The sequence below is a fragment of the Micromonospora sp. CNZ295 genome (assembly GCF_004217535.1).
The window spans coordinates 754,935-768,188 of the sequence record NZ_SHKZ01000001.1; the positions used below are offsets into that span (position 1 = coordinate 754,935).

Sequence of the window (13,254 nt, forward strand, 5' to 3'; positions counted from 1 at the left end):
CCCGCCCGCGCCGGCCCGGGATGCACCCGTGACCTCGGGCGAGGCGTCCACCGCCTGCGCCGCACTCCTCGCGCGCGGTCGCACCGGCACGCCCGCCGTGCGCCCGGTCACCCCCGCGGTGACCTGGCCGATGTCGCAAAGGGCCACGCCGGCAGGCGGTGAGCGCCGCCCGGCCCGGGTCGGGCCAGTGGTGGCAGCGCGGGCACGGCAGCGCGGCACGGCAGCACGGCACGGCAGTGCGGGCACGGCAGTGCGGGCACGGCAGTGCGCCACCGCGGCACGGCAGCACGGCAGTGCGGCACGGCACGGCAGGGCCGCAGGGCGGCAGGGCGGCAGGGCGGCAAGGTAGCAGTTTCGGGGAAGGTGCTGCTTCGGTCGGTGTTGGGGGGATGTCTTCGCTGATGTTGTCGTCTCCTTGGGGGGAGGCGGGGGTGGGGATGGCGAACGGGCCGGCCCCTGGTGGGGGCCGGCCCGTTGGTGGGTGGTGCGGGTGTCAGTTGGTGGAGTAGCCGCGGGTGGCGATCCAGTCGGCGAGGGCGTCGGTGGTGATCCAGTACTCGGCGGTGTTCGGGTTCGCCGAGTCGGCGATCTTGACCTCGTGGCCGCTGTCGCGGTAGCCGGTCACGGAGATGTAGTGTCCGCCCTCGAAGGAGTGCAGGCCGCCGTCGACGTCGGTGGCGGTGCCGGCGATGTTGGCCACCACGGCCCGGCCGTCGTCGATGGTGCGCACGATGTCGGCGCGCAGCTTGTCGGTCTGCTTGTCGTCGGCGCGCGGCGAGCTGATCTCGACGCTGCGGTAGACGTCCTTACCGGTCTCCTTGTTCAGTACCGGGGTGATGTCGTTGATCGAGTTGGTGCCGGCCTCGGTGGTGCCCATCCGCTCGGCCATCGAGTCGACGTCGATGTCCTTGCCCTGCACGGACAGGGCGTTACGGGCCGCGGCCGGGCCGCAGTAGTAGAAGTTCGGCTGTGCCTGGTAGTCCACCCGCAGTTCCCGCTCGCCCTTGCGGTCGGCCTGCACGGCCGCCGGCTTGTCGGTGGTGGGGGCGGCGAACACGGCGGTCGCGGGGGCGGCCACCGCGCCGCCGGTGACGAGGACACCAGCGGTGGTCAGCACGGTCTTACGCAGCAGATCGGTACGCATGATCGAAGCCCTTTCACTCGGGGGTACACGCCACCGGCGAGGGGGGATGCCGTGCGGCGCGGTCAGGAAAGGTGGATCAAGAAGGGACCAGCCCGGCCGGGGTGCTCCGGGGGTCCGGGGAGATGTAACCGTCGGGGGTCCCGGGTCATTCCCGGCGGCCGGCCACCCCGAGACGGGGGCGGGGCCAGGGTCCCGCGGTCACGACCATGTACAACGACCCGGCCCACCCACCCATTCCACGACCCGGGTGACCCCCACCACCCGACACCGCACCCCAAACCGGACAACCGCGCCCGGGATGTCCGGCGGAAACCGCACACCGCATGCCAGGCGGCGAATCAGCCCGACACGCGACGCCGGGGCACGGGAGTCGCCGCGGCACGCCGATGCACCCGAACCGGAGTCGACCACGCGGGAGCGGAACGGGCGACGGCCCGGTGGCTTCCGCCACCGGGCCGTCGCCCGTTCCAGACCTGCCCGACTTACGCCGCGTCGTCCGCCCCCGTGGCGGCGGTGCCGCCGAGGTCGGCCGGGACGGCGTCCGGCACCTCGACCGGCTTCTCCGCTCCGCGGAAGACGAGCTTGGACTTGTCGATGTTGTTCGGGTCGCCCTCGCAGTCCACCACGACGATCTGACCCGGGGTCAGCTCGTTGAAGAGGATCCGCTCGGACAGGTTGTCCTCGATGTCGCGCTGGATCGTGCGACGCAGCGGCCGCGCGCCCAGCACCGGGTCGAAGCCCTTGACCGCCAGGTACTTCTTGGCGTTCTCGGTCAGCTCCAGGCCCATGTCCTTGTTCCTCAGCTGGGCCTCGATGCGGGAGATCATGATGTCGACGATCGACAGGATCTCCTGCTGACGCAGCTGGTGGAAGACGATGGTGTCGTCGATCCGGTTGAGGAACTCGGGCCGGAAGTGCTGCTTGAGCTCGTCGTTGACCTTCTGCTTCATCCGGTCGTAGTTCGACTCGGAGTCCTCAGAGGCCTGGAAGCCCAGCGACACCGCCTTGGCGACGTCCCGCGTACCGAGGTTGGTGGTCAGGATGATGACCGTGTTCTTGAAGTCCACGATCCGGCCCTGGCCGTCGGTGAGACGCCCGTCCTCCAGGATCTGGAGGAGCGTGTTGAAGACGTCCGGGTGGGCCTTCTCGATCTCGTCGAAGAGGACCACCGAGAACGGCCGACGTCGCACCTTCTCGGTCAGCTGCCCGCCCTCGTCGTAACCGACGTAGCCGGGAGGGGCACCCACCAGCCGGGAGACCGTGTACCGGTCGTGGAACTCGGACATGTCCAGCTGGATCAGCGCGTCCTCGCTGCCGAACAGGAACTCGGCGAGCGCCTTGGACAGCTCGGTCTTACCGACGCCGGACGGGCCGGCGAAGATGAACGAGCCGGACGGGCGCTTCGGGTCCTTCAGGCCGGCCCGGGTACGCCGGATCGCCTTCGAGACCGCCTTGACCGCGTCCTCCTGGCCGATGACGCGCTTGTGCAGCTCGTCCTCCATGCGCAGCAGGCGCGAGGTCTCCTCCTCGGTCAGCTTGTAGACCGGGATGCCCGTCCAGTTGCCGAGCACCTCGGCGATCTGCTCGTCGTCGACCTCGCTGACGACGTCCAGGTCGCCGGCCTTCCACTCCTTCTCCCGCTGGGCCTTCTGGCCGAGCAGCTGCTTCTCCTTGTCGCGCAGCTGGGCGGCGCGCTCGAAGTCCTGCGCGTCGATCGCGGACTCCTTGTCGCGGCGCACGTGGGCGATGCGCTCGTCGAAGTCGCGCAGGTCTGGCGGCGCGGTCATCCGCCGGATCCGCATCCGGGCGCCGGCCTCGTCGATCAGGTCGATCGCCTTGTCCGGCAGGAAGCGGTCGGAGATGTACCGGTCGGCCAGGGTGGCCGCGGCGACCAGCGCGGCGTCGGTGATGCTGACGCGGTGGTGCGCCTCGTACCGGTCCCGCAGGCCCTTCAGTATCTCGATGGTGTGGGCCAGCGACGGCTCACCCACCTGGATCGGCTGGAAGCGGCGCTCCAGCGCGGCGTCCTTCTCCAGGTGCTTGCGGTACTCGTCGAGGGTCGTGGCGCCGATGGTCTGCAGCTCGCCACGGGCCAGCATCGGCTTGAGGATGCTGGCGGCGTCGATCGCGCCCTCGGCGGCACCCGCACCGACCAGGGTGTGGATCTCGTCGATGAACAGGATGATGTCGCCCCGGGTGCGGATTTCCTTGAGCACCTTCTTGAGGCGCTCCTCGAAGTCACCGCGGTAGCGGGAGCCGGCCACCAGGGCACCGAGGTCGAGGGTGTAGAGCTGCTTGTCCTTCAGCGTCTCGGGCACCTCGCCCTTGATGATCTTCTGGGAGAGGCCCTCGACGACGGCGGTCTTGCCGACGCCGGGCTCACCGATCAGGACCGGGTTGTTCTTGGTACGGCGGGAGAGCACCTGCATGACCCGCTCGATTTCCTTCTCGCGCCCGATGACCGGGTCGAGCTTGCCCTCGCGGGCGGCCTGGGTCAGGTTGCGGCCGAACTGGTCCAGCACCAGGCTGGTCGACGGCGCGGCCTCGCCCGGCGCGGCGCCCGCCGCGGCCGGCTCCTTGCCCTGGTAGCCGGAGAGCAGCTGGATCACCTGCTGGCGGACCCGGTTGAGGTCCGCACCGAGCTTGACCAGCACCTGGGCGGCAACGCCCTCACCCTCGCGGATCAGACCGAGCAGGATGTGCTCCGTGCCGATGTAGTTGTGGCCGAGCTGCAGCGCCTCGCGCAGCGACAGCTCCAGCACCTTCTTGGCCCGCGGCGTGAACGGGATGTGCCCGCTCGGCGCCTGCTGACCCTGGCCGATGATCTCCTCGACCTGCTGACGGACGCCCTCGAGGGAGATGCCGAGGCTCTCCAGGGCCTTTGCCGCGACACCCTCACCCTCGTGGATCAGGCCCAGCAGGATGTGCTCCGTACCGATGTAGTTGTGGTTGAGCATCCGGGCCTCTTCCTGGGCCAGGACGACAACCCGTCGCGCTCGGTCGGTGAACCGCTCGAACATGCCCTCGTGCTCCTCACGTGCCGTGCGCCTTGATGGTCTAGATCTTGGCGGGGCCGGTGCGCGGACGTCCGGGACGGCGTCCGTGCCTCATTACTCTATCGCCGCGGACCGACTCAGCTGAGGTCGTGTGTCTCCGCCAAATGCCGGGTACGCGTCGTTTTGCACAACCGTCCGCGCTCAGTAGGTGTTCCGGTAGCCCCACCGCTACGCGCAGAGCGAAATTCGGAGACCGCCGCACACCGTCCTCTGGGACGGTCGGGGCGCCGCGCGACTCCGGTCCGGGTCGCCGGGACTCATCCACAGGCTGTGGACAGAATCTCCACCGGCTGTGGACAACGCGGGCCCCCGGGGATTTCTTCCCGCGGTCGAGCCACGGATCCACCGGTGGCACCGGCTCGCCAGCCAGGCGCTGGCGGCTGCCCACGGAAACGACGACGCCGGCCCGGAGCGGTGCTCCGGGCCGGCGTCAGGTCTCGCGCCGGTCAGTGGCCGGCGCGGGCGTGGTACTCGTCGACGATCTCCTGCGGGATGCGGCCCCGGTCCGAGATCTCCTTGCCGGCCTTCTTGGCCCAGGCTCGGATCGCCTTGTTCTGCTCCCGGTCGGCGGTCGCGCCGCCCCGGCCGCGGGCGGCCCGGCCACCCACGACCACGCCGCCCCGACCCACCTTCGTGCCGTGGGCGATGTACGGCGCGAATACGTCACGCAATTTCTCGGCGTTGGCGGCCGACAGGTCGATCTCGTACTGAACACCGTCGAGGGCGAACTTGACGGTCTCGTCAGCGTCCCCGCCGTCCAGGTCATCGACCAGCTTATGAATGATCTGCTTGGCCACGTCCCACATTCCTTTCAAGCAGGGGGTGCGCCTGCGAACTCGCAAGAGCACAATAACCTGTATGACGCTCGGCGCGTCAATAGGATGCGGTAAACAGCCGGGGAAGGTCGACCGGTCACTCGGGCCGGACCAGCGGGAACAGGATCGTTTCCCGAATTCCCAGGCCGGTCAGTGCCATCAGAAGCCGGTCGATTCCCATTCCCATGCCACCGGCGGGCGGCATTCCGTACTCCATGGCCCGGAGAAAGTCCTCGTCAAGCCGCATGGCCTCGTCGTCGCCGCGCGCCGCGAGCTGCGCCTGCGCCAGCAGGCGCTCCCGCTGGACCACCGGATCCACCAGCTCCGAGTAGCCCGTGCCCAGCTCGAAGCCGAGGACGTAGAGGTCCCACTTCTCGGTCAGGCCCGGCTCGGCGCGGTGGGCCCGCACGAGTGGGCTGGTCTCCTCCGGGTAGTCGCGGACGAAGGTGGGCTCCTGGAGGCCGGGCACGACCAGTTCTTCGAACAGTTCCTCGGCGAGCTTGCCGGGCCCCCACTTCGGGTCGACGGCCAGGCCGACCTTGTCGGCGTACTCGACCAGGCGCGCCCGCTCGGTGCGGACCGTGACCTCTTCGCCGAGCGCCTCGGAAAGGGATCCGAACAGGGTCACCGAACGCCACTCACCACCGAGGTCGAACTCCCGACCGTCGGCGTGGGTCACCACGGTTGAGCCGGCGACCGCGACGGCGGCCTGCTGGACGAGATAGCGCGTCAACTCGCCGATCGTGTCGTAGTTGCCGTACGCCTCGTACGCCTCCAGCATCGCGAACTCGGGCGAGTGCGAGGAGTCGATGCCCTCATTACGGAAGTTGCGGTTGATCTCGAAGACCCGGTCGACGCCGCCGACCAGCGCGCGCTTGAGAAACAGTTCCGGCGCGATTCGCAGATAGAGATCTGTGCCCAACGCATTGCTGTGGGTCACGAATGGGCGGGCGGCGGCTCCACCGTGCAGCAACTGGAGCATCGGGGTCTCCACCTCGATGAAAGCCCGCTCGTGCAGCGATTCCCGGAGGCTACGGACGGCGGTCGCGCGGGTCCGCACCATCTGGCGCGCCTGCGGGCGGACGATGAGGTCCACGTAGCGCTGGCGGACCCGGGCCTCCTCGCTCAGCGGCTTGTGCGCCACCGGCAGCGGGCGGAGAGCCTTGGCGGTGACCGCCCACTCCGAGGCCAGCACGGACAGCTCGCCGCGCCGGCTGGTGATCACCTCACCGGTCACCCCGACGAGGTCGCCGAGGTCGACGAGCCGCTTCCAGTCCTCCAGCCGCTGGGCGCCGACCCGGTCCAGGGAGAACATCGCCTGCAGCTCGGTGCCGTCGCCGTCCCGGAGGGTGGCGAAACAGAGCTTGCCGGTGTTGCGGATGAAGATCACCCGGCCGGTGACCGAGACCCGGTCGCCGGTGGCCGTGTCGGTGGGCAGGTCCGCGTACCTCTGCCGGATCTCCGCCAGGCTGCTGGTCCGCGGGTAGCCGAGCGGGTACGGCTCGACGCCCTCGGCGAGCATCCGGTCCCGCTTCTCCCGGCGGACCTTCATCTGCTCGGGAAGGTCGTCGGCGGGATCGACTGGCACGGCGTTCTGCTCGGTCACGGCACGCTTCCTCGGCGGGAGAATTCGGGCGGGGTCTGGCCCCGAGCGTACTCAAGGGGTCCCGGTGGTCGTTACCGGATAACCTGCCCGCCATGACCAAGCCCACCGAAGCGCTCTCGTTCGGCGCCGCCGCGGCCGACTACGACCGGTACCGACCCCGCTATCCGGAGGCGGCCGTGCGCTGGGCGGTGGACGGCCTCCCCGCGCCGGCGCGGGTGGTCGACCTGGGCGCGGGCACCGGGATCCTCACCCGGGGGTTGCTGGCGCTCGGCCACGAGGTGACCGCCGTCGAGCCCGACCCCGGGATGCGCGACCGGTTCGCCGCGGTCACGCCGGGCCCGCCCGCGCTGGCCGGCAGCGCCGAGTCGGTCCCGCTCCCCGACGGGTACGCCGAGGCGGTGCTGGTCGGTCAGGCGTACCACTGGTTCGACCGGGAGCGGGCGCACCCGGAGATCGCCCGCGTGCTGCGGCCCGGCGGCGTCTTCGCCGCGATCTGGAACCTGCGCGACGACCGGGTCGGGTGGGTGGACGAGCTGAGCCGGATCGCCGAGATCGGCGACACCGTCGACCACCTGCGTGAGTTCATGGCCGGGTTCGGTGGGCCCTTCACCGAGCCGGAGTGGGCCGAGTTCCCGCACGTCACCGCGCTCACCCCGGACGAGCTGATCGCGATGGTCCGGACCCGCTCGCACTACCTGGTGGCCGACCGAAGGCGACGGGCGCGGGTCGAGGGTGAGCTGCGCGACCTGTTCGCCACCCACCCGGACCTGGCCGGACGGGAGACGATCGAGCTGCCGTACCGCACCCTGGCGATCCGCGCTCAGACGTTGCGGTCGTAGACCATCCGCAGCCCGATCAGGGTGATCATCGGCTCGTGGTGGGTGATCGTCCGGCACTCGTTGAGCACCAGCGCGGCCAGGCCACCGGTGGCGATCACCGCCCGCACCTCGCCCAGCTCCTCGGTCATCCGCTCGACGATGCGGTCCACCTGCCCGGCGAAGCCGAAGTAGAGGCCGGCCTGGAGGCACTCCACCGTGTTCTTGCCGATCACCGAACGCGGCCGGGTTGCCTCGACCTTGCGCAGCTGGGCGGCCCGGGCGGCGAGCGCGTCGAAGGAGATCTCGATGCCCGGGGCGAAGGCGCCGCCGAGGAACTCGCCGCGCTCGCTGATCACGTCGAAATTGGTGGTGGTGCCGAAGTCCACGACGATCGACGGGCCGCCGTAGAGCGTGTACGCGGCCAGCGTGTTGACCACCCGGTCCGCCCCGACCTCCTTGGGGTTGTCGATCGCGAGCTGAACCCCCGTCCGCACCCCGGGCTCGACGATCACGTGCGGCAGATCGGCGTAGTAGCGGTCGAGCATCGTCCGCAGCGAGCGCAGCGCGGCGGGCACGGTCGAGCAGGCGGCCACCCCGGTGATCTCGACCGCGTCCCCGGCCAGCAGGCCACGCAACTTCAGGCCCAGCTCGTCCGCCGTCGACCGGGCGTCGGTCTTGATCCGCCACGAATGCACCAGCTTGTCGCCGTCGAAGGTCGCCAGCACGGTGTTGGTGTTTCCGATGTCGATGCAGAGCAGCACGAACGCAGCCTAGACAACGGCCGACCGGACGGAGCGCGCAGCGGCCGGCGGACCGTATGCTGGTCGACATCACGACATGAACATCAATCGATTCCACGGCGCGCCGGACGGGGAGCGGACATGTCGGGGATGTGGTGGCTCCGCGCGCGAAACGCCCTGCGCCGGCGCCGCCGGCACGTGCTCGTCCTCGCCGCCCTGGCCGGCGGCGCGCTCTGGATGATCATCCAGAGCTGGCGCTCCGGGCAGACCTTCCGCGGCGAGCTCTACCTGGACGTCGGCGCCGCGCTGATCATGACGCTGCTGACCTACGTCGTACTGAACCCGCTGTTCCGGGAACTCCAGACGGCCAGCATCATCGAACATCCGCGGCTCGACCGGGACGCCCTGATCGAGCGGGTGGCCCAGTCCCGGGAGACGGTGGCGATCCTGGAGACCTGGACCAGCATGCTGGAGGGCCCGTACGCCGCCCGCTTCGCCGAGGCCCTGCGCTGCGCCCTGGCCAACGGCGCCGTGGTCCGGCTCCTGCTGCTGGACCCGGACTCGCCCGCGGTTCGGCTGCGCGGCGCGGAGCTGCGCCGCCGGGACGCCTCGGTGGCGATCCTCAACAACGTCTGGCACCTCGCCCGCCTGCGGGAGGAACTGCCGGAGTCGAGCCGCGCCCGGCTACGCGTTCGCATCTACAACGCCGCGCCGTCGGTCCAGATGTACCGCTGGGACGGCAAGGCGTTCATCTCGTTCTTCCCCGTCCGGGGCAGCACCTTCGACACCCAGCAGATCGAGGCGTACGTCTCCACACCGCTCGGCGAGTTCGTCGCCGACCGGTTCACCGAGCTGTGGGAGACCGCGCTCGTCCGGGACCTGGACGCCTGCCTCACGCTGCGACTCTGCCTGCGGCAGGGCGGCCGGGAGCTGGAAACCTGCGAGGCGCTCTACGTCCAGGTCGACGGCGCCTGGTACATCGCCGGGCGAGACCTGGTCCGCAACGTCGCCCGGCACGGCCTCGCCGGGCTGACCGTGGTGCTCGACCGGCCCGAGGTGGCCGGCGAGGTGTTCGACCTCGGGGAGGCCGACGAACTGGCCCCCGAGGTCTACCGCCGGGTGGTGGAGCTGTTCCGCGCCAAGTACGGCCTCGACGGCCGGCACGACACCGAGAACCGGGTGATCTTCAACCTGGTGGCCACGCGGCTGACCCGGGCCGCCTGACTCACTCCGTCCGCAGGTCCAGCGCGATGTCCAGGATGGGCGACGAGTGGGTGAGCGCGCCGACCGACAGGAAGTCCACGCCGGTCGCCGCGTACTCGGCCGCCATGCCCAGGGTCAGCCCGCCGGTCGCCTCCAGTTCGGCCCGGTTCCCGACCGCGCACACCACCTCGCTGAGCATCGCCGGGCTCATGTTGTCCAGCAGCAGGAAGGTGGCCCCCGCCTCGACCGCCTGGATCGCCTCGGCGACCGTGTCGACCTCCACCTGCACCGGGACGTCCGGGAACGCCTCGCGGACCCGCTTGAACGCCGCCGCCACCCCGCCGGCCGCCAGCTTGTGGTTGTCCTTGACCATGGCGACGTCGTGCAGGCCCATCCGCTTGTTGGTGCCGCCGCCCGCGCGGACCGCGTACTTCTCCAGGGCCCGCAGGCCCGGGGTGGTCTTGCGGGTGTCGAGCACCATCGCCTTCGTGCCGGCCAGCGCGTCGGCCCAGGCCCGGGTGTGGGTGGCCACCCCGGACATCCGGGAGAGCAGGTTCAGCGCGGTGCGCTCGGCGGTGAGCAGCAGCCGGGTGGGGCCGGTCACCGTCGCCAGCACGTCGCCGCGCGCCACCCGCTGCCCGTCGCGGGCGACGAGCGACACCTCGGCCGTACGGGCGGCGCCGGTCACCTCGCCCACCAGCTCGAACACGGCGGCGGCCACGGGCAGTCCGGCCACCACGCCGTCGGCGCGGGCCACCAGGTCGGCGGTGTCGGTCTGGGCGTCGGGGATCGTGGCGACGCTGGTCACGTCGAGGAAGTCCGGACCGAGGTCCTCGACGAGCGCCTCGGTGATCACCCGGCGTACCCGCTCCGGGTTTAGGCCCCCGTCACGCAACGTCCGTTCGGTCTCCTCGGTCATGCCGTGCCTCCCTCCGCCGCCGACGGCGTGGCCCGCGGCTCCGTCTCCTCCCACCGCCGGGTCAGCCGGCCCTGCACCCCGATGCCGGTGACCAGGTGGCCGCGCCACCGCTCGTCACCGACCGGGAAGTCCTCCCGCCAGTGGCAGCCCCGGGTCTCCTGCCGGGCGTACGCGGCGGCGACCAGCGTCGACGCCACGGTGAGGAGGTTCGTCGCCGCCCAGTCCGGAGTGCGGGGCACACCCCGGCCGGCGCCCAGGTCCGCCAGCGTGGCCGCCGTCTCGGCCAGGGTCGCGGCCGACCGCAGCACGCCGGCGCCCCGCGTCATCGCCCGCTGGAGGGCGGGCGTGCCGCCGGCGGGCGACACCCGACCGTCGCCGCCGGTCCAGGCGCCGGTCGGCGCCGGCTTCGGCTGCTCCGGCAGGCCGGTCGCCAGGTCGTCGGCGATCCGGCGGGAGAACACCAGCCCCTCCAGCAACGAGTTGCTGGCCAGCCGGTTCGCGCCGTGCACGCCGGTACAGGCGACCTCGCCGCACGCGTACAGGCCGGGGATGGACGTCCGGCCGCGAAGGTCGGTGCGCACGCCGCCGGAGGCGTAGTGCGCCGCCGGGGCCACCGGGATCAGGTCGGTCGCGGGATCGACGCCGATGGCCAGGCAGGACGCCACGATGGTCGGGAACCGCCGGGCCAGGAAGTCGCCGCCCAGGTGGCGGGCGTCGAGGAAGACGTGGTCCGCGCCGGTGGCGAGCAGCACCCGGTGGATGCCCTTCGCGACCACGTCCCGGGGAGCGAGTTCGGCGAGCTCGTGCTGCCCCACCATGAACCGCTTGCCGTCGGAGTCCACCAGGTACGCACCCTCGCCCCGCAGGGCCTCGGAGACCAGCGGCTGCTGGGCGTGCCCGGCGCCGGGCACCCGGGCGGCCTCCGGGACGATGAGCGCGGTGGGGTGGAACTGGACGAACTCCACGTCGGTGACGGCGGCCCCGGCCCGCAGCGCGAGCGCCACGCCGTCGCCGGTCGAGACCGCCGGATTGGTGGTGGCCGCGAAGACCTGGCCCATCCCACCGGTCGCGAGCACCACCGCACGGCCCAGGATCGCGCCGACGCCGTCCTCGCTGCCCTCCCCCAGCACGTGCAGCGTGACGCCACAGGCCGGGCCGAGGCCGTCCCGACCGTCGCCGGGGGCCCGGAGCAGGTCCAGCACCAGGGCGTGCTCGACGAGCCGGATCCACGGGTCCCGGTGGACCGCGGCGTGCAGGGCCCGCTGCACCTCCGCGCCGGTGGCGTCGCCGCCCGCGTGCACGATCCGGTCCGCCCGGTGGCCGCCCTCCCGGGTGAGCATGAGCGAGCCGTCCGGGTTCCGGTCGAACTCCGCGCCGATCCGCATCAGTTCCCGGAGCCGGGTCGGCCCCTCCTCGACGAGGACGCGTACGGCCGCCGGGTCGCAGAGGCCGACACCGGCGATCTCCGTGTCCGACGCGTGGGCCGCCGGGCTGTCGTGCGGGTCGAGCACGGCCGCGATGCCGCCCTGCGCCCAGCGCGTCGAGCCCTCGTCCATGGCGACCTTGGTGACCACCGTGACGTGCAGCCCCGCCTCGCGCAGGTGCAGCGCGGCGGTCAGCCCCGCGACACCGGAGCCGACGACGACCACATCGGTCGTCTCCACCCAGCCCGGCGCCGGCGCTGCCAGCAGGCGGGGCAGGGCCGGCAGGTCGACGGTCGGTAGATCCATGCCCCCCAGTCAACCCGAAGGCCCCTCGCGAGGGGCGGCGGGGGCGGGACGAGTGGTTTGGGCTACCCCGTGCCGCCGGCCACCCGCCCGGCCGCTTTCCACCGGGTACGCACCGGAAACCCGCGTCGGTAGGGCGTCCGGTCACCGGTACGCACCGGCGGCCCGGCCCTGTTCGGCACCGGCGCGGGCCGGTCGGCCCGGTCCTTCATCGGGTGCGGACCGGTAGCCGCGCCGGGCCCGCGCCTTTGAGCGAGCCGTCGACCTGCCGGTCACTGAGCCACAGGTAGCAGCGGACGCCCCGGTCGCCCACCCGCCACCGCCCGGCACCGGGCGGGCGGACCACCACATCGGCGCGCAGGCGAAGCGTCACGTCATCGGGCAGCGCGGCGTACCGGGCGATGGCGCTGCGACAGCCGGCGTAGAGCGGAGCCCAGTCGGCGTCCTTCGCCGGGTACGGACGCTCGGGAGCGTGCCACACCCCGGCGAACTCGGCGTCGTGGCGGACGCCGCACTCCACCGGCAGCAGCGTCTCGACCCCACCGCCGCCCCGGTCGCGGCGGGTCTGCTGGCAGCCGAGGCGCAGCGGCGACGGCCCGGTCAGGGCGTTCCGCAGGCTGCCGGTGCGGGTGACCACCGTGGCGGCGGCCTCGGCGGTGGTCACCTCGGTCAGGTCGCAGCGGTACCAGCGGGAGCCGGACGCCCAGCCCGGCGCCGACGGCACCGCCACCGAGAGACGCAGCCGCCCGGCCCGCCAGTCGTCGCCCAGGTACGCGTTCGCGCTGCTGTCGCACTCGGCGAACGCACCCCGGAAGTCGGTCGAGCCGGCGGCCGGCCGGTCCGCCTGCCCGGCCGGGAAGGTCCCCACATGCACGGTCTCGACCCGGTGCGGGGTGGCGCAGTCCACCGGCTGGTACGCCGCCAGGGTCACCTCGGCGACGAAGTCCGCGACGTGACAGACCCCCGCCTCGGGCGTGAACGGCCCGGCGGTGGGCAGCGCTCGCCAGTCGTCGGTCAGGTCGCCGTCGGTGGGCGCGACACACCCGGCCAGCAGCGCTCCCACCACCAGGAAGACGCAGAAACCAAGCCGCTGCCGCACGCCGCCTCCCCCACCGGCCACCCCGCGTCTCAGCGTAACGCTGAATAACCCTCCGGTGACAGACCGGATGTGCGCGCCGGAACCTCGCGATCTCGGACTTGTGCCCCGACAAGCCGGTCGTGATCGC

At 71.8% G+C, this 13,254-nt stretch carries 10 protein-coding genes; 2 read left to right on the forward strand and 8 right to left on the reverse strand.

Features of this window, described 5'->3' with window-relative positions:
* Positions 1–493: 493 nt before the first annotated feature.
* From EV376_RS03560 to lysS, 4 genes are all read right to left on the reverse strand, one after another.
* Positions 494–1,144 (reverse strand): C39 family peptidase, encoded by a 651-nt coding sequence (locus tag EV376_RS03560; protein WP_130320724.1) that lies wholly within the window; start codon positions 1,142–1,144, stop codon positions 494–496.
* A gap of 482 nt (positions 1,145–1,626) precedes the next feature.
* Entirely contained in the window at positions 1,627–4,164 is a 2,538-nt protein-coding gene (locus EV376_RS03565) for an ATP-dependent Clp protease ATP-binding subunit (RefSeq protein ID WP_130320725.1), read from the reverse strand.
* Positions 4,165–4,646: 482 nt separating this feature from the next.
* Positions 4,647–4,997: a histone-like nucleoid-structuring protein Lsr2 gene (locus EV376_RS03570; RefSeq protein WP_165437944.1), complete on the reverse strand. Its 351-nt coding sequence runs from the start codon at positions 4,995–4,997 to the stop codon at positions 4,647–4,649.
* A 115-nt stretch (positions 4,998–5,112) separates the two neighbouring features.
* A complete protein-coding gene (gene lysS / locus EV376_RS03575) occupies positions 5,113–6,621 on the reverse strand; it encodes a lysine--tRNA ligase (protein ID WP_130320727.1) in 1,509 nt (502 codons plus the stop codon).
* A 92-nt stretch (positions 6,622–6,713) separates the two neighbouring features.
* On the opposite strand from lysS, the gene EV376_RS03580 reads away from it, so the two are divergent.
* Complete coding sequence (locus tag EV376_RS03580) at positions 6,714–7,460, forward strand: class I SAM-dependent methyltransferase (RefSeq protein ID WP_130320728.1); 747 nt, start codon at positions 6,714–6,716, stop codon at positions 7,458–7,460.
* On the opposite strand, the gene EV376_RS03585 is transcribed toward EV376_RS03580, so the two are convergent.
* Positions 7,442–8,200, reverse strand: a complete 759-nt coding sequence (locus EV376_RS03585) for a type III pantothenate kinase (protein ID WP_130320729.1) — start codon at positions 8,198–8,200, stop codon at positions 7,442–7,444. The two genes, EV376_RS03580 and EV376_RS03585, sit on opposite strands and share 19 nt — an antisense overlap.
* Before the next feature lie 120 nt (positions 8,201–8,320).
* Between EV376_RS03585 and EV376_RS03590 the strand changes: the two genes are divergently transcribed.
* Positions 8,321–9,403, forward strand: a complete 1,083-nt coding sequence (locus EV376_RS03590) for a DUF5919 domain-containing protein (protein WP_130320730.1) — start codon at positions 8,321–8,323, stop codon at positions 9,401–9,403.
* A 1-nt stretch (position 9,404) separates the two neighbouring features.
* Here EV376_RS03590 and nadC read toward each other — a convergent pair whose 3' ends face one another.
* From nadC to EV376_RS03605, 3 genes are all read right to left on the reverse strand, one after another.
* Positions 9,405–10,301, reverse strand: coding sequence for a carboxylating nicotinate-nucleotide diphosphorylase (gene nadC / locus EV376_RS03595; RefSeq protein ID WP_130320731.1), 897 nt, complete (start codon positions 10,299–10,301; stop codon positions 9,405–9,407).
* Complete coding sequence (locus EV376_RS03600) at positions 10,298–12,031, reverse strand: L-aspartate oxidase (protein WP_130320732.1); 1,734 nt, start codon at positions 12,029–12,031, stop codon at positions 10,298–10,300. The genes nadC and EV376_RS03600 overlap by 4 nt, the downstream gene beginning before the upstream one ends.
* A gap of 205 nt (positions 12,032–12,236) precedes the next feature.
* Positions 12,237–13,127, reverse strand: coding sequence for a septum formation family protein (locus EV376_RS03605; RefSeq protein ID WP_130320733.1), 891 nt, complete (start codon positions 13,125–13,127; stop codon positions 12,237–12,239).
* Positions 13,128–13,254: the final 127 nt, after the last annotated feature.